Here is a 23,214-nt window from a genome sequence, read left to right on the forward strand (position 1 = left end):
CTCACCTTGTACTGTTAGCATCCAAATAATTTTGCAAGATCAAGCATGCCGCCATTTTGTCCACAACCTGCTTGCGCTTCTTCCGGCTTACATCAGCATCAATCAATGCACGCTCGGCAGAAACGGTAGTGAGCCTCTCATCCCAAAGGTGAACGGGGATGTTCAATACTTCGCGCAAATGCTCAGCGAACGCCATTGCCAGCTCTCCTCTGGGACCGATGGTTCCATTCATGTTCTTGGGAAGACCCAATACAATCTGCTCCACCTCATGCTCCTTGACGAGGGCTTCGATTCTGGCAAACTCACCTGCATCCTTGCGCCTTTCAATAACTTCCAAACCTTGAGCGGTCCAGCCGAACGCATCGCTTAGTGCGACACCGATTCTGCGGTCACCGTAATCCAGTCCCAGTAATCTCATCCAGTCTCCCTTAACGATGGTTGGCCAGATAGGAACGGACTAATTCTTCAATCAACTCATCGCGTTCTTTCTTGCGAACCAGACTTCTTGCATTGTTATGACGGGGAATGTAAGCGGGGTCCCCGGATAACAGGTAGCCGACGATCTGGTTGATTGGATTGTACTCCTTCTCCACCAGTGCGTCGTATACTGTCAACAAAATTTCCTGGGAAGACGCTTCTTCCTCGTCCCCTTTGACATTAAACTTGACCGTCTTATCCATAGAGTCCATGTTGACACCTCGCTTCCACAAAACATGTGTACATGTTATGTCCAGCTTTTCTTCTCTATCATACCATAATCAGCGCCCCGTAAGGAAATAAAGGAATTGGAAATCCATTATTTAGGGCAAAAATTCTTCACTTAGCCTTGGGACACCAGCTCTACGGCACGCTTCAAAGCTTCATCCAGCTTGGATACATCCTTGCCGCCCGCTTGAGCCATGTCTGGTCGGCCGCCGCCGCCGCCGCCGCAGACTGAAGCAATCTCCTTGACCAGCTTGCCTGCATGAAGTCCTGCCTGGACCTGCTCCTTCGGCACGGATACGACAAAGTTCACCTTGTCTTCCATTACTGCACCGAGTACGAGCACTGCCTCCGGCAGCTTGCCTTTCAGCTCATCTGCAATAGCACGCAATGCGTCCATATTCGTGGCTTCCACTCGTACAGCTAGCAGTGTTGTATTGCCTGCCTGCACGACTTTATCCGTCAATTGACCAGCCTCAATCGCACTCAGCTTGCCTTGCAGGGACTCGTTCTCACGGCTCAGCTCTTTCATTTGCTGATGAAGACCTTCGATTCGCTTAGGCACATCTGCAATGTTGGATTTGAGCAGGCTGGCTGAGGCTTTGAGCAGCTCCAGCTGTTCTTCCATATATGCATACGCATTACGACCCGTTACGGCTTCAATTCTTCTGACACCCGATCCAATACCGCTCTCGCCAAGCAGCTTGAACAGGCCGATCTGCGATGTATTGCTCACATGACATCCACCACATAGCTCAATGCTGTATTCGCCAACCTTGACTACCCTTACGATGTCCCCATACTTCTCGCCGAACAGTGCCATAGCTCCCATGGCTTTAGCTTCGTCAATCGGCTTCAGGTCAATACTCACGGATTCCTGAGCCCAGATGTGGTTATTCACCCGACGTTCAATATCTGCTAGCTCTTCCGCAGTAATGCTACCGAAGTGAGAGAAGTCAAAGCGCAGACGGGAGGCCTCTACCAGAGAGCCTGCCTGATTGACATGCTCGCCTAATACTTCCTTGAGCGCTTTGTGCAGCAGATGCGTGGCCGTATGGTTTTTCTCGATATCCTGACGCGCCTGACTATTCACCTCAGCCCGAATGGAGTCACCTACACGAAGCTCGCCAGCTTCCACCACGATCTGATGGACATGCTGTCCTTGAGGTGCCTTGCTCAATCCTTCCACTCGTGCCGTAACCGTGCCACCACGCAGGACACCACGGTCACTTACCTGACCGCCGCTCTCAGCATAGAATGGCGTTACATCCAGTACAATCTGTGCAGTCTGTCCTTCATGCAGCTGATCGACGAGAGCATCCTCATGGATAATCGCAACAACCTTGGATTCGGTCACCAAATCATGATACCCAACAAATTCACTTTTAACCGTCAATTCGGACAATGCTCCGCCCTGTACCTTCATGCTTCCGCTGTCCTTACGGGCAACACGCGCCCGTTCACGCTGTTCCTGCATGGCCTGATCGAAGCCCTCACGGTCCACGCCAAGTCCATGCTCGCTCGCATAGTCCTCTGTCAGATCGAACGGGAAGCCATACGTGTCATACAGCTTAAATGCATCAGCACCACTGATGGTCTTCAGACCGTTGCTGGTCGCTGCAGCACTGATCTCTGCCAGGATGGCCAGACCGTCGCTAAGCGTCTCATGGAAACGCTCCTCCTCCGTCTTGATAACCTTGACGATGAATTCGCGCTTCTCTACTACTTCCGGGTAGTATACGCCCATGATGTCGCCTACTGTCTCGACCAGCTCATACATGAATGGACGCTCCATGCCCAGCATTTTTCCGTAACGGACAGCCCGGCGGAGCAGTCTGCGGATGACATAGCCTCGACCTTCATTAGAAGGAAGCACGCCATCTCCCACAGCAAATGCTACGGTACGGATATGATCCGCAATCACCTTCAGGGCTACATCCGTATCCACATGCTCGTTGTATGTCACATTGGCAATAGACGCTGCTTTCTGAATAATAGGCTGGAACAGGTCCGTATCAAAGTTAGAGTTCACGTCCTGCAGGATGGATGCAAAACGCTCCAGCCCGGCACCTGTATCAATATTCTTATTCGGAAGCGGCGTATAGCTGCCATCCTTGTTATGATTGAACTGTGAAAATACGAGGTTCCATACCTCCAGGTAGCGTTCGTTCTCGCCGCCAGGATACATCTCGGGATCGGACATATCGCTACCGTAGGCTTCACCACGATCATAGAAGATTTCGGTACATGGACCACAAGGACCCTCACCGATATCCCAGAAATTGTCCTCCAGCTTGATGATACGCTCGGCTGGGAGACCAACCTTCTCGTTCCACAGCTTGTACGCCTCTTCATCCTCAGGATATACCGTAACCGACAGACGCTCTGGATCAAAGCCGATCCATTGCGGTGAGGTCAGGAACTCCCATGCCCAGGTCACAACCTCTTCCTTGAAATAGTCACCAATGGAGAAGTTGCCCAGCATTTCAAAAAATGTATGGTGTCTGCGTGTCTTGCCGACATTCTCAATATCATTGGTACGAATACATTTCTGCGAGTTCGCAATACGCGGATTATCCGGCTTCACACGACCGTCGAAGTATGGCTTCAATGGTGCCATGCCCGCATTAATCCACAGCAGCGATGGATCATTGTGAGGAACTAGCGATGCGCTTAGTTCAATATGGTGTCCTTTTTCTGCAAAAAACTCGAGCCATTTGGAACGGATTTCACTGGCTTTCATGTTCATGCCTCCACTATCAGAATTAAGATGATTGGTTCGTGCTGAATCAAAAATAGATGTGAAAATACAAAAAAACGCCCCTCCATACTTCAGGGACGAATTCATCGCGGTACCACCCTGGTTATCGACCATGCCGGTAAGCATGAACGATCGCCTTTGATCAGCTGATAACGGGAGCCTCCCGGCGGGGATGAGCCGCACTCCGAAATGAGCTTTCCGTCGTCACGCCGCACAGGCTCTTCCACCCATCGGGAATTCCCGAAGGAGCCTGCTCGCTGTGGAGGGTAAAACGACGTACTTGATTTCATCAACGTGTTATTTATTAGACAGCCCAGTCAAGCTGGAACGCTTACTGCTCCCAGCGCAAGCTTTGGGAAAACATTAATGTAAATACAAGTTGGTGCAATTACAGAAGGAGTAATTACACAAAATGATACATTGTCTAGTATATCCATCCGAAATCGCAGTGTCAATGCGCGTTACAACCACTTTTCACAAAGGATGCTACACCGTCTTCCGACGGATGTAGTAAGCGAATACATGCTGCACGATGACCTTCAGAATAGCCAGCACAGGAACAGCAAGGATCAAGCCAACAATCCCCGCGAGTTCTCCACCGACAAGCAACGCAAAAATAATCGCCAGCGGATGTAGGTGCAAGGATCGACCTACGACCTGAGGAGATACCACATTGCTCTCCAGCATCTGGCACAGCACATTGACGATGACCACATAGATGACCATCTTCATCGACACAGTAGAGGCCATAATGATGGCGGGAGCCGCTCCCAGAAAGGGACCCAGATAAGGAACAATGTTGAATACCGCCACCACACTCGCCAAGAGCAGTGCATAGGGCATACCTACGACCATATAGCCGATGTAAGCTAGCATTCCAACGATAATGCAGACGGCGAATTGGCCACGAATGTAGTTGCCAAGCGCTGTATCGATCTCCTTCAGCACATGGACAATCTCTTTACGATGGGCTCCAGGCAGGAACGAGACAATCGTGCGCTCGAACACATCGAAGTCCTTCAGGATATAAAATATGAGAAACGGAAGAATGAACACATTCAGTAACGCATTAATCATCCCCCCGATATTGTCCATGAACGCCGAGATGCCCGTCGTGAGCCGATCCTCCATTTGGAAGAACCACTGATTCATCCCGTCGCGAACCCCAAGTGGCAGCATACTGCCATCCAGATTGGTCATGAATCCCTGTGCATGCATCGTAATCTCTGGCAAATGCTCATTCAGCTCATCAAGCTGCTCAATGAACATCGGAATCACATTCATCAGCACCACACCAATCGAGGTGAGGAAGACAGCATAAATGAGCAGAACTGCCACGCTTCGCGGAACCTTGCGACCGCTGAGCATACTGACCACGGGATTGAGAACGTAGGATATGATCATGGCGAGGGCGAAGGGGGCTATTATTTTCTTCAGAAAGCCATAGGTTGTACGAAACAACGGAAGCAGTAGCCACAAGAAATATAAAATAACAAGCCCCAGCAGCACCATCATGCCATACCGAAACCATTTATTTTTCAGGTAAGATTCCAATCCCCTTGTCCACCTCTTTCGGACTTGCTCTGTCGATGACAGTATATGCGGGAAGAGGAGGCTTTAACCCTGATTAAGGGAGCTCGCATCTAAATTAGTTCAAGCTGTATTCTTTCAATTAGCTTTTCCGTGTGCGGAAATCTTCCAATCCCCGTTGTGCCATTTGCCATCGAACCACGTTCAGGCTCCAGGAGCAGATACCCCCGCTTTTGAAGTCTGTGAATGTTCTCTTGTACGATTTCGGTGCCATACATAGAGGAGTTCATGGAAGGAATGATCAATATCTTATTGTGAAACGCTAAAATTGACGTACTGAGCAGATCATCTGCGATGCCATTAGCTGCCTTGCTAATCATATTGGCAGTTGCTGGCGCAATAATCAGAAGATCACTTCGTGCCGCAAGGTCCAAATGCTGAAAGCTACTCTCCTGCTTAGCTTCAAACATGTCTATTGAGACTGGATTTCGTGAGATGCTCTGGAAAGTTAAAGGTGTAACAAACCTGGTAGCATTAGCAGTCATTATCACATGGACCTCTGCTCCACAATATTTCAATCTACTAACCAGCTCTACAGTCTTATATGCAGCAATTCCTCCACACACCCCACATAAAATAACCTTTCCCTTAAGCATATCATTCACCTTATTTCATTGAGAGATATATAAGAAAATGTTGTTGGTAATATAGCTCACAGTATAAACCTGATGATCGCCTCTAACCAGCGAGAATATCGGAGAAAATTGGCTTTTGAAGTCGAATAGTTCGACACTTTTGTGAACGTAATCACAAATTCATGTAAAAGACCGCTCTCGACGAAAAAATCGAGAGCGGTCACATACAGACATCATATTTAATTTGCAGTCACGAATAACAATTCAGCATCCGTTTAAGACGATGCATGTGCTTCCGGGAATTGCTGTGCGATCTCTTCGCCAAAGAACAGATCGTCCAGCGAACTGAGCGTTCCGTCTTCCTCTACCTGATACACGGACATCTTCTCGCCGTTGACAGTCAGCTCAATGTAGCACCCCCAGCAGTAAAACTGATGAGATCCGATTTTACCGATATCCCTCGAATTACAATTTGGACATCTCATGTATACTCACCCTATCCATTAACAGAATGTGTCGCTTTTAATCCAGGCGCTCTTCACTGAGGGGAGGGACCATAACGGCATGCTTACCGATGGACATCTCTTCAGTGACAGGCAACCATTTTCTTCCTTCAATTACATCAGTTACAAAGCCGTCGCTGATTTCCAGCCTTCTTATTGTATTGCCCATTTTCTGGTCAAAATAAACATCTGTAATTTGGCCCAGCAAGGAGCCTTGCTCTGTCAGCACCGACAGGGATCTCAGCTTGCTGCTGCCATTCAGGAATGTATGCTGTATATGGTCGGCTTCCAGCTTGCGGATGGCCTGTTGATTACGGATCATTACGGCATCCTCACCGCAGGCAACAATATCGTCCCAATGAACGACCTTTAGATGTGTGGTGAATAGGCCCTTGTCTTCAAGCTCGATCCCCTCGATCTTCCAGTCTGCTGTCAGCAGGAAGTCGTGGATCGTACCTATGCGACTGCCGCTCTCTAGATCGAATACGGCTAGTCCAATCATTTCTTGAAGCTTCATAATATACAGGGCCTCCTCATCCCTAATGCCTATTACGCAGCCGAGTCAGAATGGTTGCAATTTTTTCGGCTGTGTACTCGATTTCCTCCATAGTATTACCCAACCCAAAGCTAAAACGAATCGCTGATTTCAATACTTCTTCAGGAAGCTGCATCGCCTCCAGCACATGGGATACCTCAAGTGATCCTGAGGTACAAGCCGACCCACTTGCTGCGGCAATCCCCTCCATGTCCAAATTCATTAGTAGTGTCTCCGTGCTATACCCCGGGAAGCTGATATTTACGATATGAGGTAAGCAATATTCCTGATTACCATTCACAACGAAAGCTCCCTGGCCCAAACGTTCCTCCAATCGATTCAAGAACGTCTGGCGCAAATACAGATCATGCTCCCTACGTAGAGTGAGGCCCTCGGATGCCAGTCGGGCTGCAGCTGCAAAGCCTGCGATTCCTGCCATATTCTCAGTACCTGCTCGTCTCTTCTTCTCCTGCAGCCCCCCATAGGACTGCGGTTGAAGTGAGACACCACGCCGGATGTACAGAGCTCCCATTCCCTGCGGGCCATTGATCTTGTGTGCAGATACACTGAGTAGGTCAACAGGCAGCTCGTGACAACGAATCTGTACTGCTCCGAAGGCTTGTACAGCATCTACGTGCAGTAGAATCCCTCTGGAGCGGGCCAGCTCTCCTGCCTCCACAATCGGCTGAAGTGTTCCTGTCTCGTTGTTCCCATACATCATGGTAATCAAGAAGGTATCTGGGCGAATTGCTGCTTCTAGATCTGAGATACGTATACGTCCCGTGTGATCCACAGGCAGATAAGTCACCTCGTAGCCCTTCCGCTCCAATTCCTCGCAGCTATGTAGCACAGCGTGATGCTCGATGGATGTTGTAATGATATGGCCAGACTTTTGATTCTGGGCCTCAGCTGCCCCAAATATAGCCAGGTTATCACTCTCAGTGCCTCCGCCAGTAAATACCAATTCCTCTGGCATGCACCCCAAAGAAGCCGCAACGACATCCCGTGCATCACCTACTGTACGCTTGGCTGACCGCCCAAAAGCATGAATGCTGGAGGGATTGCCAAATTGGCCGGTCATGATTCCCATCATGGTCTGCGCTACCTCTGGATGCATCGGGGTCGATGCGGCATGGTCCAAATAAATACGCTTCATTATATATGCCACCCCGTTATAAATTCAGTTATTTGAAGGAAGCTGCAATGATATGCATGCACTCCGACTGGAATTGTAATCCATTCTGTGCCTTCACTATATAAGCAACTATGAAAAAAAGCAAGAAAATATCCTGTAATAATTACAATAACCGGGCAGGAATTCATAGTGAATCCTGCCCGGCTTAATGTATGCTATTACAGCCCTGTTAGATCATCCAATCTGATGAGATTGAAATCCCTGCTCGATATGGTACTTGACGCTGAAGGAGAGACCAGCAGCATTGGAATAATACATACTTGCTGCTCCTGCTCCCATTCAAGCTCGCGCAGCTTCAGGTGAGAGGCAAATTGAGCAGTTGTGTAAGGCTCTTCTTCGAGATATTCATCAAGCCAATGCTCATTCCAGATGTCCAGTAGCTCAACAGCTAATGATTGACGCGCTTGCTCATCCAACGTGTTCAGATTGTCCAGCAGCTGCTCCACAGCTGGAAGCATAGACTCCGCTTCTCCCTTATCTTCTGCATGGAGCAAGATATGTATACGATTGCCCTGCCACTCAGTATCACCAGTATAAGATGACTCTTCGGCACTGCAAGATCGAGTTAGTTCTGAAGTTAAAGTTTATCAGTCAGTTGAGATACGTCATTGTTAAAATATGTCCCTGTATATTCTATAATCTGAACCGTAATCTCAAATTCACTCTCAAACTCAAGCAGAAAAAAGCTGATCAAGTTTGACCAGCTTTGTTGAATCAGAGCATGATAGTTAAAACATTAAAGTCGTCCAGACCTAATAGTTGTGCAGACTCAATTACTTCTTCGCCATATATTTGCGAATATCGAAAGCAACCGCGGCTACAATAATGAGTCCTTTGATAATCAACTGCCAGTATGGACTGACGCCGATAAAGGTCAAGCCGTAGTTAATGACGCCAAAGATCAGCACCCCGGCCATTACACCAGGTACAGTACCGATACCGCCCGCAGTCGATACGCCGCCCACCACACAGGCCGCGATCGCATCAAGCTCATACATGTTACCATAGTTGTTGGTAGCCCCTCCCGTACGAGCAGCCTCCAGCACTCCACCCAGTCCATACAATGCACCAGCAATGGCATAGAGTGCGATCAGATTGCGGGCAACGTGAATACCGGATACATGGGCAGCCTGAATATTGCCGCCGATGGCATACATATTCTTGCCAAGTCTTGTCTTGTTAAAAATTACCCAGCATATCACGGCTACAGCAATCGCAATGAGCACAATGTATGGAATGGAGTAGCCCCCGCCCAGATCAATATAGCCTGAGCCTATCGTTGTAAAGTCAGGTCTTAACCCACCAATCGGCTGGGACTGGTTGGGCTCCATGTCAAAATAGATGGAGTTCAGACCATATACGGCTACCATAGTTCCCAGAGTGGCTATGAAAGGTGGAACATTTAATTTTGCAACAATAATTCCGTTGACCAGGCCTACGAGCAGTCCTGCAATAATCCCGATCACAATCGGTAACCCTACCCATAGCTGGGGAAGATCAGGGAAGAAACGATTGGCATAGGTATCTATCTGGAGCATGGAGGCCGAGATAACTGCGGTCAGCCCTACGACCCGACCGGCAGACAGGTCTACCCCACCTGTGACCAGAATAAAAGCGGCACCAAGTGCAATAATGGCTCTAGTAGAAGACTGCTGTAGAATATCTCGTAATGTAGAAAAGGCCAAAAAATTGGGGTCTGCAATGGCAATCCCGATTACCAACAGGATCAACACCATAAAGATGGCGCGCTGCATCATATATTGCCGCACCTGTGTCATCACACGTGTATTCATTTCTATTCCTCCCGCTAAGCTTAAGCCATGCGCTGCTGCGCCGCCAGCCGCATGATATGCTGCTCCGTAGCCTCGGCGCCTTCCACAATTCCTGTGAGCCTGCCCTCACTCATAACCATGATGCGATCCGACATCCCCAGCAGCTCAGGCATTTCGGAGCTGATCATGATGATACTTTTGCCCTGACGGGCCAGCTCTGTAATGATGGTATAAATCTCGAACTTCGCCCCGACATCAATGCCACGAGTGGGTTCATCCAGCAGCAATATATCTGGATCGGTAAGCAGCCAACGGGCCAGCAGCACCTTTTGCTGATTGCCACCAGACAGGTTGCGAATTAATGTATTCACCGATGGTGTCTTCGTGCGAAGCTTCTGCGTCTGCTCGGCTGCCTCCTCTCGTCCTCTCCTCTCGTTCAACAGGCCCAGGCGATTCCTGTAGCGTCCAAGATTCGCAATAATCGTATTCTCATAGACCGATAGCACTGGAAAAATCCCTGTTACCCGACGTTCCTCCGTCAGAAGCGCCATATTATGCCGCTTGGCGGCAGCAGGTGAAGAGATCCTCGCTACACGACCATTGATGTGGATCTTGCCAGCAGCCAGCGCCCGCAATCCGAACAAGGCTTCGATCAGTTCTGTTCGCTGTGCGCCTACCAGCCCTCCGACGCCTAGAATCTCTCCCTTACGGAGCTCAAAGGACACATCCCGAAAAGAGTTCGGCTGCATAGCCGTCAGCCCTTCCGCTTTCATTATGACTTCACCAGGCACATGCGTCTTTTCTGGAAAACGCTCATTCAGATCACGGCCCACCATACGTGTAATGATCAGGTCTGTCGTAAGCTCGGCTGCAGCCCAGGTTCCAACCAATGCGCCATCCCGCATGATCGTCACCTCATCGGAGATCGTCAGTATCTCCTCCATTTTGTGGGAGATGTAGATAATGGATACCCCGCGACTGCGAAGCTCCCGGATGATGGTGAACAGCTGCTCCACTTCTTTACCTGTTAATGAAGAGGTCGGTTCGTCCATGACGATGACCTTGGAGCGGAAGGATACGGCCTTCGCGATCTCAATCGACTGGATTTTGGACACGGAGAGCGTTCTCGTAAGCGCCTTGGGGTCGATGTCCAAGCCCAAATCTGCGAACAGCCCCTTTGTATCCTCAGCCATCCGCTTCTCATCCACCAGCTTGAACGGACCTATACCCATCATAGGAAAGCGCCCGAGCCATATATTCTCCATCACTGGACGATGGGGTACGGGATGCAGCTCCTGATGAATCATGGATATGCCCTGCGCCAGCGCTGTACTAGAATTCGGAATGTCCACCACTTGCCCATTTAGCTTGATCTCGCCTTCATCCGGTCGATAGATCCCGAACAGGCATTTCATCAACGTGGACTTTCCCGCACCGTTCTCACCCATAAGAGCATGTACGGTTCCTGGTCGGACCTTCAGCGTAACCTGACTCAGCGCCTGCACACCGGGAAAAGCCTTGGAGATGCCGTTCATCTCCAGCAAATACGGTGATTCCATATTGTGTATCTCCCCTTCCGCTTCCCTTGCGGAGAAGGGTGCCGTGACTTCACGGCTCCCCCTCTCTTCGCGGTTATTGGGCGTCTGCGATATTGTCCTTGGTTATTTTCTTATAGGCGATCCATACGTACTTCCCATCCGTAATATCGAAGCCAGTGTTGTCCTTCGTAGGCGTCTCGCCCTTAGCCAGAGCCTCAGCAATAGCTACCGTAGCTGCCCCTTGATTCTTGGCATCGTTAAGCACCGTACCGAGCATCGTACCGTCCTGCAAAGCCTGAATAGCTGGTGCAGTGGCATCCACACCTACGACAGGAATGCTCTTGTCACCCTGGAAATATCCAGCTGCCTTCAGCGCCTCAATAGCCCCCAGAGCCATGTCGTCATTGTTCGCGAGTACGGCTTCAATCTTGTCACCGTGTGAGGCCAGGAATGCCTGCATTTTCTCCTGCCCTTTGACGCGGTCCCACATCGCGGTATCTACAGCCAATGCTTCGACTTCAATTCCTGCATCCTCGATCGCCTGCACGGAATATTTGGTGCGTAGCTCCGCATCCTGATGACCTGGCTCGCCCTTCAGCATGACATATTGAAGCTTGCCGTCCCCATTCTTGTCAGCCTCAGGATGTGCCTTCCAGTAGTCGACGATTAGTTGGCCGGAAATGGTACCGGATTCCTCAGCTTTTGCTCCAACATAATAGACCTTATCCCATTTGTTCATATCCTCAGCTACCGGCTCCCGGTTCAGGAACACGACAGGCACGTTAGCTGCCTTGGCCTTGTCAATAATAACCCCGGCTGCTGTGCGATCCACAGGATTCACGGCCATGGCATTGTACTTTTTAGAAATAAACAAATCGACCTTCTCGTTCTGGGTCGGCTGGGCATTCTGGCTATCGACAATATCCAGCTCAGCCTTGCTCTCAGCAGCAGCCTTCATCGCATTTCGGACTCCAGTCATGAACGTATCGTCGAATTTATAGATGGCTACCCCGACTTTGGGCAGTTCTGTGCCCGAGGATGTGTTTTGCGCCGCTGTATCTGTACCGCCGCTGTTCCCGGTAGTCGTACTGCCAGCACCTCCGCCGCAAGCTGCAGTAACCAGCATCAATCCTGTCATCGCAAGCATGGTCCATGTTTTCTTCATGTATAATGACCTCCCCTGATTCATTCGGCAATGCCGATGTCTTTATTATGAAAGGGTTTTCAGTATTTTCGAATACAATATCTTCATCTGTTATATAAAAATCTTCATTTATTGGTGGACCTGTCATTGAACAAAGGGAAATAACAGCTTCTGGTTATCCATCCAGAACATATTCTCGGTGCTGACCACTCTCGTCTCCAGCGTAATCTGTGGCTGTACCTGCTCACCATTCAGATACGCTGTCGCTTGTTGAACGCCAAGATAGCCTGCACTGAAGCCATTGTGAACGACCAGACGGCGTATAATTCCCTCCTGTAGTTGCTCCAGTTGCTCACGTTCACTCCCGAACCCTACGATCGGAATGCCGTTGTGGGAACTGCATTGCTCGGCAGCACTCCGTGCAGCAATAATGCTCGCCGACTCATCCAGAGCGATCATCCCAATGGACCTAGCAGGCTCTGCTGGTGAATTCGCATTCGTCTGTTGATCCGGCTTGGCGCATTGAGCATGAAGCCATTGCTCAATATGCAGCTGGCACGACGCCTCATCCTGACAAGCCAACTGAGACTCGACTTGCAGCTGTGGATACTGCTGCTGGAGGATCTCCCGTACTCCTTGTTCACGCTCAGCGAGAGCATAGCTATCTATACTCAAGCCCGGATAAGTGTTTTGACCTGCATTTTGACCTGCATTTTGACCTGCATTTTGACCTGCGTCATGATCTGTTTTCTGATCTGTAATTTGATTTGCGTCTCGATCTGTATTCCGGCCTGTATTCTGATTCGTTTGTTGAGTCATTTGCTTAGGATTGGTTTGATCCGCGACCCGAGCCGTATCCTGAGTAATGCCAAGTAACAGCACCCTTCCCCTACCCTCTAGCAGCTCCCCCATGGCTTGCCCAGCCTGACGACCAGCTGCATGATGATCCATCGAAATACTGCTGGTAACTCCTTGCACATGTTGAGCATTCAGTGATATAACCGGAATCGTCTTGCCCTTCTGTCCTGTAATGGCAGCTACCTCGCGAATGGCTTGCTCCAATCCACGATCGCTTTCCGGATTCAAAATGATTGCCGTGGCACCCAACTCCAGAGCATGGGCCACTGCTGCAGCTTGAGCCGATTGCTCATCAACTTTGGCTTGTGAGTGGGCAGCATCGAATGCAATGATGGGCTTCGTATAGAGTGTTGTCGTGGCACTATCGGAATTAGCAGTTTCCTTCGTATTGCTGGCCTCTACCATCGCACCATGTTCTTGTGAAGAGTCCCTTGCGGCCGTGGTCATTTCCACCGTAATCAGCTCTGCCCCCAGCTCCCTGGCAGCAGATTCGGCTCCGAACTGTACCGCATCGGATACACTTTTACTCCCTGCCGGGGTAATGAGTGCAATACGATAGACATGTGGCTCAGCATCGCTAGATGAATAGCTACAGCTAGTCAGCAGCAGACCCAACATAATGAATAATGGCACCCGTACCCAATTGAACCTGAGCCTACTATCTACATTTCCTCTCGTTGTACAATCGTTTTCGCGACGGATGATCCCTTTCATTGAGAATGCTCCTCTCCTACGTCGTGGACGGGTCTGACGGGGAGTCGGATGGTCACGACTGTCCCTTCCTCCAATTCGCTGTCAAATGTCAAGCCGTAACCTTCGCCATACACCAGGCGAATCCGATCATGAACATTCCGAACCGCCACACCTGAACCGGCTCCGCTCTTAACCACAGGCTTACCGGTGAATAACCGCTTCATTTGCTCCTCAGACATACCCATGCCATTATCACTAACCTCGATATATAGCAATTGCTCATTGGTGTACGTACGTATTTGGATGAAGCCCTCATCGCCCAATCCCTCAATACCGTGTACAATCGCGTTCTCTACCAATGGTTGTAGAATCAGCTTCAGTGTGGTGCAATCCAATGTCTGCTCCTCGGCATCTATGTGGAATTGGAACTTCTGCTTGAAGCGCATCTGCTGAATCGTCAAATAATGATAGACATGCTCCAGCTCTTCGCGAACGGTAATGATAGTACGTCCTTGGCTTAAGCTTAGGCGGAAGAGCTTGGAAAGCGAGGTAATCATCGTGATTACTTCCTCGTTACGACTCATGCCAACCATCCGTACGACCGAATTCAGCGTATTGTACAAAAAATGGGGGTTAATCTGTGCCTGTAATGCTGCCAGCTCCAATTGGCGCTTCTGCTCCTGCTCCCGAATAATCTCATCCATCAGCGTCCGAATCTGACTGACCATAAGATTGAAACGTCTGGACAGCTGCTGCACCTCCAGCGGTCCCGTCATCGGCAGCTCTACATTGAAGTCTCCCTGCTCTACGGTCTTCATCCGGCGTTCCATTCGACGGATCGGCCTCGTTAACGTCGTGGATAGCAATATCGAAATGATAATGACCAGCACCAGAACCACGACCAACATGCGCAACAAATAAGCTGTTACCTCGTGACGGGTCGTCATGATCTCCTCCTTGTAGGCGACCCCAACAATTTTCCAGCCGATATTGGCGACGGATTTGACAGCATTCAAGCGCTGCTGCCCTTCCGCTGTATCCTCATAAGTGCCCGTCGCAACCAGCGCTTGCTCGATATTTTCCCGCTTCAGCCCCATGTACATAAGCTGCTGCTGCGGATGATAGACGATATTGCCTGCACTCTCATCAATAATGTACACGTAGCCACGCTGACCTAGGCTTACACGACGACTGAGCTCGTCGATCTGCTTGAAGTTGATATCTACCAGTAAAATCACCTGCTCATCCTGACCATTTCGCCGGACGGTTATGCCTTTGCTCATCGAGACTACCCACGGATATGAGCCTGCGTACATATTCTGAATATGCGGCAGCGAGAAGCTCAAGTGATCAGGCACACGCAACGCGGACTGGAACCAGCCCTGTTGGGTAATATGCGCACTGCTTCTCAATTCGGCAGCTGGTCGATTTTTGAGCAATCCTCCCTCCTGATCCAGCAGGGTGATTGATATGATATCCTCACGACTACTTAAGAGGGTATCCAGTTGCTTATCTACCTGTTGCCCCTGCCAGTCACCGTCCGCCAGCATATGCTCCTCAATCGCACGATACACGTGGGACATGCCCCGGACGTAGTCCTCCAGATTGTAGCTGACCTGGTCTACTATCTGCCGGGTTGCAAGCTCTGCGCTGCGCTCGGCAGCTCGCGTGAACTGGTTATACAGCAGCATCGACGTTACAGTTAGCACGATGACCATGAATGCGGAGAACGATCTCGTAATAATCGTACCGATGCTTTTCGCACCTATGAATTGTACCGGATCGGAGAATCGGCGGTTGATAGATCGCAGTAGCAATGCCCCTCTGTCTCCTAACCAGCGCTTCATATATGACGCTCCTCGCCTTCCGCCCGTTCTGCCTGCTTGCGGTATTCCTTGGGGGAGACGCCAACTTGCTTTTTGAAGCAAAAGCTAAAATAATTCGGCTCCGCAAAGCCCACCTCCGCCGCAATCTCGAAGGACTTCAGCTCCGTCGAGCGGAGCAGGCGCTTCGCCTCCTCCATCCGTAGCTGCATCAAATATTGCAGGAAGGTCAGCTGAACTTCTTTCTTGAAAATGCTGCAAAAGTACCCCTGACTGATATGGAGATGGCTGCATACCTTTTGAATGGACAATTCCGGGTCTCTGTAATGCGCCTTGGTGTACTGCAAAGCCTGGTCGATCATATCCCGGTAAGCATGCTGGCGACCGGAGGCGATCCGCCTCTGCACCAACTGACAGATATCGCGCAGTCTGCGCTTGGCCTCCTCCAATCCAGCCAGCTTGAGCAGCTCTGCGTAGACCTGGAAACCTGCCCCGAACAATTCCTCCAGCTCCTCACCCGAGGACAGGGTGGCTTTCCATACGGTCGTAACAACTTCAATGAGATAAAGCTGTATATCATGGCTACCATGCTGGCGGGTTACTTCGGCGAAGATCGTATCCAGAGCCTCTTCCAGCTCGTCCTCGGTGCCTGCCTTCAGGCAGCGGGTCAGCATTTGCTGCTTCAGTTCATCGAACCGCAGCTGCCCGCCTGCTCGTCGCTCGACCTCATCAATGTAGATCAGTCGATCGGTACCAGGTACCAGACGATAATCCAGGGCCAGCATCGCATCCGTATAAGAATGCGTCAGCAGACCCAGGGAATCGACGAGCGAGCCTGCACCAATCGTAACTGCCAGCCGTAAATAATGATTCATGCTGCGCAGCACACGATCAAGCGCTTCCTGACGCTCCAGCTCACGCTCATTAAGGCCGTCCCGATCAATGAACAGCAATACGATCATATCCTGATGCCAGAATACATAGCCTGCACCGAATTCATTCCACACCTCACTCGCAATATTCAGGGCAGCGAATTGCTTAAGCTCTGCATCCTTCCATAGCACGATAGCTGTATCGTCGGCTTCCTCTCCCGTTTGTCCAGACCTCCTATCCGTCTCGTTCTTATGTAATGTCAATACAGAAATGCTGTATCTGAAGCCTGTGAGGTCAAGGTCCAGTTGCCTTGCTTTATCGTGTACGTAGTCCTCTGATCGCTGTCTATATAACAAGGAGGCCAGAAAATTTGATTGTAGCAGTGGAAGGCTATTGTGATAGTACTCTTTCAGCTTTCGTAAATTCTCCCTTTCTGCTACATCCGCAGCCATCTGTGAACGTAGACGAGTCAATAGTTCCGTCAGATGTCCTGCTGAGAAAGGCTTCAGCAGATATTCGTCTACGCTAAGGGATACTGCTTGCCGGGCATAATCAAATTCATCGTATCCCGTCAATATGACTAGCTTAATGAGTGGATTGTGCCTACGCAGCTCGTGGGCCAACTCCAGACCGTTCATGAAGGGCATGCTGATATCCGTAATTACAATATCGGGTTCCACCCGCTCTGCTAGCTCCAAGGCTTCCCTTCCATTCTCGGCAAGTCCCACAATTCGAAGGCCCAATGCCTCCCAATCAATCTCCAGCACAAGTCCTTCTCTTACATCCTCTTCGTCATCTACCAGCAATACCCGATACATGGGGATATGCCTCCCTTACCTCTAAAATGAATGAGCAGCGCCTGCTCCAAAATCATATGTGTGAAGTGCCCGGACATTACTATACAATAGATTCGAAATATTGTAACCGCTTACCTTTTTTTTGTTCTATAAGCCCCTTTGTCAATAAATGATAGTCTCTGCCTCGGATCTATATTATGATAGTGGATAAATAATAGCGCTTACATTCCTGTGATTCACAGTAGATGGGGGTTCGGAGTCAATGAATTGGACGAAATCCAAATATGTTCGGACACTTATGATGTTCGGATTGCTTCTGGGAACAGTGCCGCTTGTTCTGCTTGGAATACTGTCCACGCTGAAGGCAAATGGCATTATTGAACAAAAGGTCAATGAAGGTACTATGCAGACGCTCACACAGACACAACTGAAGGTCGAGCAGATTATTCAGATGATTGACAACTCCATCACACAATTTTCCAATACTACAGTCATCAATCAATCCTTCCATCGGGATCTGGGGGTGATGGATTACCTTGCCATCGAACAGATGAAGGAGGGTCTATATCGGCTGCAGACCTATGATCTAGGGATAAGCGATGTGTATCTGGTAAATCAGCAGCACGGATGGCTCATCTCTAACAATGGCTTCAGTTCCGTGAACAAGGAGCCTCTTGTACAACAACTGCTGGAGCAGAACGACCCCTCCCTATTAACACAATGGATTACTGAATTCCATGGAGATCAGACCGAACGGATTTATCTGATGAAAAAGCTACCAATTAATACTCTGAAGAACCCCACGGGTCTCATCATCGCAGAGATCCCCGTGGCAAGACTGCAAAAGCTGCTCCCTCCAGCTAAAGGCGAAGCAGTCTCGTTAATTCTTGATGCGTATAATACACCATTGGCTTCCGTAGGCACTTTAGCGTATCCGCCCGACTGGTTCACAGATTATGTCAGCCATCAAGCAAGCGTGTATCCAGACACGAATACGTTAAGACTCGATATGGACGGCGTTAAGACCAGTATTACGTACCGTAAATCCGCATACAACGGATGGACCTACGTCTCCCTCGTATCGATTGAAGAAATGACCAAGGATGCCAAATCCATAAGCTGGTATACACTATCTCTCTCTACCGTGATGCTGCTAATTGTCTTCTTGCTAGCCATATTCGGCTCAAGACGCATGTACATTCCCATTCGCAACATTATGGATTCTGTATTCGTTGGTACTGCGACTCCTAAGCTGACTCCGGCGAGCGATGAGTTCAAGCTTATCACTGACCATATTCATTCTCTACATTCCACACATTCGGAGCTACGCGCCCGGATCGTTGGTCAGACTGGACAGCTGAGAGCTTTTTTTGTCCGCAAGCTGCTGCTTGGAGAGATCAAACAACGGGAGGTTACAGAACGCTTGGATCAGCTTGGTTACAGCTTCAGAGAGGGCTTCTTCTGTGTGCTGACTGTTCGGATCGACTCTCTTGAAGAAAGTCGCTATGAAGAGCAGGATAAGGACTTGTTGATGTTCGCAATTAATAACATTGTGAATGATCTTCTAGGAGACTCCCATCAACTTCCCCCAGTTGTGATGAGGGAGCACCAGACTACGATATTGCATAATCCGCATCATCTGGGGGAAATTTCCGATGTGGAGGCAACGAATACCATTTATCATTGGGGAGAAATCATTCAGTCTACGGTAGCGAAGATCTTGCATTTGAATGTCAGTATCGGCATCAGTCGGACATACCAAGGGTTAGAGCATTCTGGCGAGGCCTATCTGGAAAGCCTGGAAGCCTTGCATTACAGGATTAGACTCGGAGAATCCTCCGTGCTGTATTTAGACGATGTACTGCCGAATCATAAAATTCGAGCTTCCTACCCAGAATGGCTGGAAAAACAGCTCTTTGATGCCATCAAGGCCTCAGACACCGATAATTCCCGCCTGCTTTTGAAGGAACTTCTACAACTCTTGCTTAAGGACAATCAGCGTCATCAAGACTTTCAACTGGTCCTGTACAGGCTGCTCATTGATATCATCAGGGAGTTCATTCAGGACCGTGAGTCAGACTCTCCAATCGTACTGGGTGAACGGCATTTGTTCGATGAAATATCACATTTGCGCACCGTAGTAGAAATGGAAGACTGGTTCATGTTCGCATTGGTCCATCCGATTATCAACCACATGAGCTCGGCGCTGGACTCACGCAATACCAACATCTCGGATCGAATGCTAGAAATAATACACAGCGAATTCGAACAGGAGCTGAGTCTTGAGGTCTGTGCATCCAGGCTCAATTATCATCCGAATTATCTCAAGACCGTATTCCGTAAGGAGACGGGAGTGAGTTTTAGTGAATACGTATCCCGCTACAGACTCAATAAAGCCAAAGAATGGCTATGCAACACGGAGATGAAGGTCGGAGAAATTGCCGAACGACTCAGATACCAGAATTCGCAAAATTTCATTCGTTACTTTCGCAAAATGGAGGATATCACGCCTGGTGAATATCGCAAAAAGATACGTATGGGCGAATATCAAAGCTAGTAGACCCCCGAGCTCTGTTCTCCTCCCTCCTCTGCTTTTCTTGTCTCTGCTCTCCGCTGCATCATAATCCACAACACCGAAGGTGTGGCTGCCTTCGGTGTTTGTGGTGTTTGTGTTTGTGGTGTTTGTCGCGCTCCTCACGAGTCTAGTCGCAATCATCATTGGATCTATCTATACGGTTGGCCCCCAATCTCACTGGTAATATGCCATGAGGATTGTTCTTCAGGGGCAAGTTGACAAGTCTTCCCTCATGATTATAGATGTTGCTCCAATCAGCGTATATCGTTAGTGCGTAAGATGCATGTACAAGTCAACAGGAGGGGAAGGGCACAATGAATGAAGCATATTCACAGATTCTTCGAGTGAACGAGTATTATACCTTGAGTGGAATGGAACTGCAGGTACTGGAGCAGGGGAGTAAATACATAGGCGGAATCATGGACGAGCATACGGGCATTCCGCGGCCAAATCACGGTAGCTCAGCCAGCACACTGGCAACATACGCTGCCTCGATTGTAAATCCCGCATCATCATATTATCATCACATCGAACTGCTGGAGAGACTTAAGCTGTTGGCCCAATTCATGCTGAACAGACAGCATGAGGACGGCACGATCTCACTGGGCTCCACCAATTATCATTCCCCACCAGATACGGGCTTCGTTATCAATGGGCTGGCGCAAGTCGTCAAGCTGCTGGAGCAGGATGGATGGGAGATGCTGATGCCTGTACGTGACCAACTGCTTCAATTCATGGAGCGAGCGATGCCTGCCATGTTGACTGGCGGTTGTCACACACCGAATCACCGCTGGGTGCTGGCCTCCGCACTTGCTCAGCTCTACGACAGATTCGGTTATTCTGCTCTGCTGGAGCGCGCGCAATCATGGCTTGCCGAGGGCCTTGATATTACCCACGACGGGGAATGGACAGAGCGCAGTAACGGTATTTACAATGCGGTAAGTGATATCTCCCTGTATCACGCTGCTATCCTCCTGGAGCGTCCCGAGCTGCTAGAAGCGGTCAGAAAGAACCTGCGGATGATGCAATATCTTGTGTACCCATCCGGGGAGGTCATTACAGACTATTCCGGTCGTCAGGATTTCGGAGTGACCAGCGATCTCTCATCCTACTACCCGATCTGCGCATTAATGGCCGTCACGGATCAGGACCCCCACTTTGCAGCCATGTCTGATCTTGCAGCCTCCTGCATATCTGACCCTGGAAGTGTGAACAACCACTACATGCTTACCCGATTATTGCATCCAGAGCTGGATCTGGTTGGAATGGTACGCAAGCCGCTCCCAGATAGCTATCATGTTGTGCTGAACCAACAATACCCGCTGGCAACCAACCTAGCCAGAGCCAGTACAACAGGGTACAATTCTATCCTGCACAGCTCCGATCATCCCGCCTTCGGCGCACCAGTTGTCCGTATTCGCGAAGGTCAGACGAGTATTACGATCATGTCACACACCCCCTCTTTTCTTGCCTTGCGGCATGGTCAGGCTCGCCTGCTTGGTATGAAGCTGACCACGGCTTTTACGCCAGGAATCGTCATGTTTGATGAATTCACACCGACGGAGGGCGGATATATTTTACGTAAGGTGATGGAAAAGGGGTACAACGGGCCTATACCTAGCGAGCTGCTGCCTTTGACAACCGATTATGGGAAAGAAACAAGTCCCTGGAGTCTGCTCCCCCACCAGCATCGGCCCCTTACCCATCTGCAACGGCATTGGCTGCAGGCCAATGTACAAGTTGAGGCCAATGGCTGGTCCATCAGGCTGCAGTCCAGCGAGGAGGAGGACTTGTTCACCCAATTCACTCTGATCTTTGGGGAAGAGGGTGAGCTATCGGGTGAGTGTATAGAAGAGTTTCAACAGGATCAGTTCTTCTGGAAGGAGGGTACCGCTCTGTATACCCATGGAAAAGATCAGATCCGTATCTCTTCTGGTGCCTTCGAGCATCGACTGACGGTCCTGCGCAATGATATACAACCCTCTCGTGGCAAGCTACTAGTCATGAATCTGCTTACTCCGGTGGATATCACCTTGCATTTGGAATTGCTGTCTACCCATTGATCTGTTCGTTGTATTGGCTGCCACCATTAAGATTACAGGGATTCGATATCTGATATGCCTGAACTGCCCTGATGATTATTCCGCAGGCTATAGAGATTATGCAATGTCTGGAGACCTCTCCTTCTGCCGGAGAGATTATAGACCGTTAGAGCGAACAAGCGCTAAGCTAAAAATGTAAGCGCAATCAACTGCTTGTGTCCGTAATGCAGCCATGAATAAGGGAGGGACTATGCTTTGAATAACCTAAGTACCGCGAACAGGTTCGGGAGAACCGCGGCACATTCATCATCTTCTCGTGGCAGTCTGCTACGCAGATTAATTAAGAATAGGTATCTGTATCTCATGCTGCTGCCTGGATTAGTCTATTTTATCGTGTACAAATACATTCCGATGTGGGGTGTCGTGATTGCATTTCAGGATTATCATCCTTACCTCGGTATTTCGGGGAGCCAGTGGGTAGGCTTTAAGCATTTCCAGCATTTTTTCTCAGATCCGAGCTTTCTTCAGCTATTTCGCAACACATTAATATTGGCTATCTATAATCTGGTATTCTTTTTCCCACTACCGATTGTGATCTCGCTGCTTCTGAACGAGCTAAGGCGGGAAAAATTCAAACGATTCGTGCAGACCATGGTTTATATTCCTCACTTCGTATCCTGGGTTGTAGTCGCTGGAATAACCTATACGTTCTTTACGACCCAGGGAGGGATTGTAAATGAACTCTTGGTGTTGATGGGCTTCGGTAAAGTGAATTTTCTACTTGAAGAGGGCTGGTTTCGCACCTTAATTACCTCACAGGTCATGTGGAAAGAGACTGGTTGGGGGACGATCATTTTTCTGGCAGCACTGTCCGGCGTCGATCCCCAGCAGTATGAGGCTTCCGTGATCGACGGTGCGAACCGCTGGCGACAGATGTGGCACATTACACTTCCCGCCTTGCGCAGTACGATTATCATTTTGCTAATCTTGAGACTTGGTCACGTGATGGACAGTGGCTTCGAGCAAATATTCCTAATGCTCAATTCAATGAATCGAGGGGTTGGCGAAGTATTCGACACTTATGTGTACACGCTCGGCATCTCACAGGGACAGTTTAGCTTCAGCACTGCTGTAGGAATTTTCAAATCCGTCATCGGTCTTATGATGGTTATCGGAGCGAACCGCTTAGCCAAAAAATTCGGTGAGGAAGGCGTGTACTAGACGCTGAGGAGGTGATT

At 49.5% G+C, this 23,214-nt stretch carries 16 protein-coding genes and 2 pseudogenes; 3 read left to right on the forward strand and 15 right to left on the reverse strand.

Features of this window, described 5'->3' with window-relative positions; translation table 11 throughout:
• Position 1: 1 nt before the first annotated feature.
• The 15 genes and pseudogenes from ruvX to D328_RS0109400 all read right to left on the reverse strand — a co-directional run bounded on the left by ruvX (position 2) and on the right by D328_RS0109400 (position 17,380).
• Positions 2-418 carry a Holliday junction resolvase RuvX gene (gene ruvX, locus D328_RS0109330; RefSeq protein ID WP_018884728.1) on the reverse strand — a complete coding sequence of 139 codons (417 nt, stop codon included), beginning with the start codon at positions 416-418 and terminating at the stop codon, positions 2-4.
• 10 nt (positions 419-428) lie between these two features.
• Positions 429-689, reverse strand: a complete 261-nt coding sequence (locus D328_RS0109335; RefSeq protein WP_018884729.1) for an IreB family regulatory phosphoprotein — start codon at positions 687-689, stop codon at positions 429-431.
• Positions 690-820: 131 nt separating this feature from the next.
• Positions 821-3,445, reverse strand: coding sequence for an alanine--tRNA ligase (gene alaS / locus D328_RS0109340; RefSeq protein ID WP_026281093.1), 2,625 nt, complete (start codon positions 3,443-3,445; stop codon positions 821-823).
• 504 nt (positions 3,446-3,949) lie between these two features.
• Positions 3,950-4,978: an AI-2E family transporter gene (locus D328_RS0109345; RefSeq protein WP_404821475.1), complete on the reverse strand. Its 1,029-nt coding sequence runs from the start codon at positions 4,976-4,978 to the stop codon at positions 3,950-3,952.
• 128 nt (positions 4,979-5,106) lie between these two features.
• On the reverse strand, positions 5,107-5,649 hold the full coding sequence (locus D328_RS0109350) for a flavoprotein (protein WP_018884732.1): 543 nt from the start codon (positions 5,647-5,649) through the stop codon (positions 5,107-5,109).
• A 254-nt stretch (positions 5,650-5,903) separates the two neighbouring features.
• Complete coding sequence (locus D328_RS0109355; RefSeq protein ID WP_018884733.1) at positions 5,904-6,113, reverse strand: hypothetical protein; 210 nt, start codon at positions 6,111-6,113, stop codon at positions 5,904-5,906.
• 11 nt (positions 6,114-6,124) lie between these two features.
• Positions 6,125-6,648 (reverse strand): annotated as a pseudogene (locus D328_RS0109360) (PRC-barrel domain-containing protein).
• A gap of 22 nt (positions 6,649-6,670) precedes the next feature.
• Positions 6,671-7,822 carry a cysteine desulfurase family protein gene (locus D328_RS0109365; RefSeq protein WP_018884735.1) on the reverse strand — a complete coding sequence of 384 codons (1,152 nt, stop codon included), beginning with the start codon at positions 7,820-7,822 and terminating at the stop codon, positions 6,671-6,673.
• A gap of 197 nt (positions 7,823-8,019) precedes the next feature.
• Positions 8,020-8,391 (reverse strand): annotated as a pseudogene (locus D328_RS0109370) (DUF2262 domain-containing protein); the annotation flags it as partial.
• Between the two features lie 243 nt (positions 8,392-8,634).
• Positions 8,635-9,654, reverse strand: coding sequence for a galactose/methyl galactoside ABC transporter permease MglC (mglC, locus tag D328_RS0109375; RefSeq protein WP_018884737.1), 1,020 nt, complete (start codon positions 9,652-9,654; stop codon positions 8,635-8,637).
• A gap of 20 nt (positions 9,655-9,674) precedes the next feature.
• Positions 9,675-11,192 (reverse strand): sugar ABC transporter ATP-binding protein, encoded by a 1,518-nt coding sequence (locus tag D328_RS0109380; protein ID WP_018884738.1) that lies wholly within the window; start codon positions 11,190-11,192, stop codon positions 9,675-9,677.
• Between the two features lie 73 nt (positions 11,193-11,265).
• Complete coding sequence (locus tag D328_RS0109385) at positions 11,266-12,336, reverse strand: galactose ABC transporter substrate-binding protein (protein ID WP_018884739.1); 1,071 nt, start codon at positions 12,334-12,336, stop codon at positions 11,266-11,268.
• A gap of 123 nt (positions 12,337-12,459) precedes the next feature.
• Entirely contained in the window at positions 12,460-13,887 is a 1,428-nt protein-coding gene (locus D328_RS30225) for a sugar ABC transporter substrate-binding protein (protein WP_018884740.1), read from the reverse strand.
• Complete coding sequence (locus D328_RS0109395) at positions 13,884-15,713, reverse strand: cache domain-containing sensor histidine kinase (protein WP_018884741.1); 1,830 nt, start codon at positions 15,711-15,713, stop codon at positions 13,884-13,886. Before D328_RS0109395 ends, D328_RS30225 begins: the two co-directional genes overlap by 4 nt.
• On the reverse strand, positions 15,710-17,380 hold the full coding sequence (locus D328_RS0109400; RefSeq protein ID WP_018884742.1) for a response regulator: 1,671 nt from the start codon (positions 17,378-17,380) through the stop codon (positions 15,710-15,712). The genes D328_RS0109395 and D328_RS0109400 overlap by 4 nt, the downstream gene beginning before the upstream one ends.
• 241 nt (positions 17,381-17,621) lie before the next feature.
• Between D328_RS0109400 and D328_RS0109405 the strand changes: the two genes are divergently transcribed.
• The 3 genes from D328_RS0109405 to D328_RS0109415 all read left to right on the forward strand — a co-directional run bounded on the left by D328_RS0109405 (position 17,622) and on the right by D328_RS0109415 (position 23,197).
• The gene (locus D328_RS0109405) at positions 17,622-19,916 is read left to right on the forward strand and encodes a helix-turn-helix domain-containing protein (protein WP_018884743.1); all 2,295 of its coding nucleotides are present in this window, start codon (positions 17,622-17,624) and stop codon (positions 19,914-19,916) included.
• A 332-nt stretch (positions 19,917-20,248) separates the two neighbouring features.
• The gene (locus D328_RS0109410) at positions 20,249-21,997 is read left to right on the forward strand and encodes a hypothetical protein (RefSeq protein WP_018884744.1); all 1,749 of its coding nucleotides are present in this window, start codon (positions 20,249-20,251) and stop codon (positions 21,995-21,997) included.
• 234 nt (positions 21,998-22,231) lie between these two features.
• Complete coding sequence (locus D328_RS0109415; RefSeq protein WP_026281096.1) at positions 22,232-23,197, forward strand: ABC transporter permease; 966 nt, start codon at positions 22,232-22,234, stop codon at positions 23,195-23,197.
• Positions 23,198-23,214: the final 17 nt, after the last annotated feature.

This window comes from Paenibacillus massiliensis 2301065 = DSM 16942, from assembly GCF_000377505.1.
Taxonomy (GTDB): domain Bacteria; phylum Bacillota; class Bacilli; order Paenibacillales; family Paenibacillaceae; genus Paenibacillus; species Paenibacillus massiliensis.

Bases quoted from the DNA above. Each gene is read 5' to 3' on its own strand.
- ruvX (WP_018884728.1), bottom strand. From the start codon at position 418: ATGAGATTACTGGGACTGGATTACGGTGACCGCAGAATCGGTGTCGCA.
- D328_RS0109335 (WP_018884729.1), bottom strand. From the start codon at position 689: ATGGACTCTATGGATAAGACGGTCAAGTTTAATGTCAAAGGGGACGAG.
- alaS (WP_026281093.1), bottom strand. From the start codon at position 3,445: ATGAAAGCCAGTGAAATCCGTTCCAAATGGCTCGAGTTTTTTGCAGAA.
- D328_RS0109345 (WP_404821475.1), bottom strand. From the start codon at position 4,978: ATGATGGTGCTGCTGGGGCTTGTTATTTTATATTTCTTGTGGCTACTG.
- D328_RS0109350 (WP_018884732.1), bottom strand. From the start codon at position 5,649: ATGCTTAAGGGAAAGGTTATTTTATGTGGGGTGTGTGGAGGAATTGCT.
- D328_RS0109355 (WP_018884733.1), bottom strand. From the start codon at position 6,113: ATGAGATGTCCAAATTGTAATTCGAGGGATATCGGTAAAATCGGATCT.
- D328_RS0109365 (WP_018884735.1), bottom strand. From the start codon at position 7,822: ATGAAGCGTATTTATTTGGACCATGCCGCATCGACCCCGATGCATCCA.
- mglC (WP_018884737.1), bottom strand. From the start codon at position 9,654: ATGAATACACGTGTGATGACACAGGTGCGGCAATATATGATGCAGCGC.
- D328_RS0109380 (WP_018884738.1), bottom strand. From the start codon at position 11,192: ATGGAATCACCGTATTTGCTGGAGATGAACGGCATCTCCAAGGCTTTT.
- D328_RS0109385 (WP_018884739.1), bottom strand. From the start codon at position 12,336: ATGAAGAAAACATGGACCATGCTTGCGATGACAGGATTGATGCTGGTT.
- D328_RS30225 (WP_018884740.1), bottom strand. From the start codon at position 13,887: ATGAAAGGGATCATCCGTCGCGAAAACGATTGTACAACGAGAGGAAAT.
- D328_RS0109395 (WP_018884741.1), bottom strand. From the start codon at position 15,713: ATGAAGCGCTGGTTAGGAGACAGAGGGGCATTGCTACTGCGATCTATC.
- D328_RS0109400 (WP_018884742.1), bottom strand. From the start codon at position 17,380: ATGTATCGGGTATTGCTGGTAGATGACGAAGAGGATGTAAGAGAAGGA.
- D328_RS0109405 (WP_018884743.1), top strand. From the start codon at position 17,622: ATGAATTGGACGAAATCCAAATATGTTCGGACACTTATGATGTTCGGA.
- D328_RS0109410 (WP_018884744.1), top strand. From the start codon at position 20,249: ATGAATGAAGCATATTCACAGATTCTTCGAGTGAACGAGTATTATACC.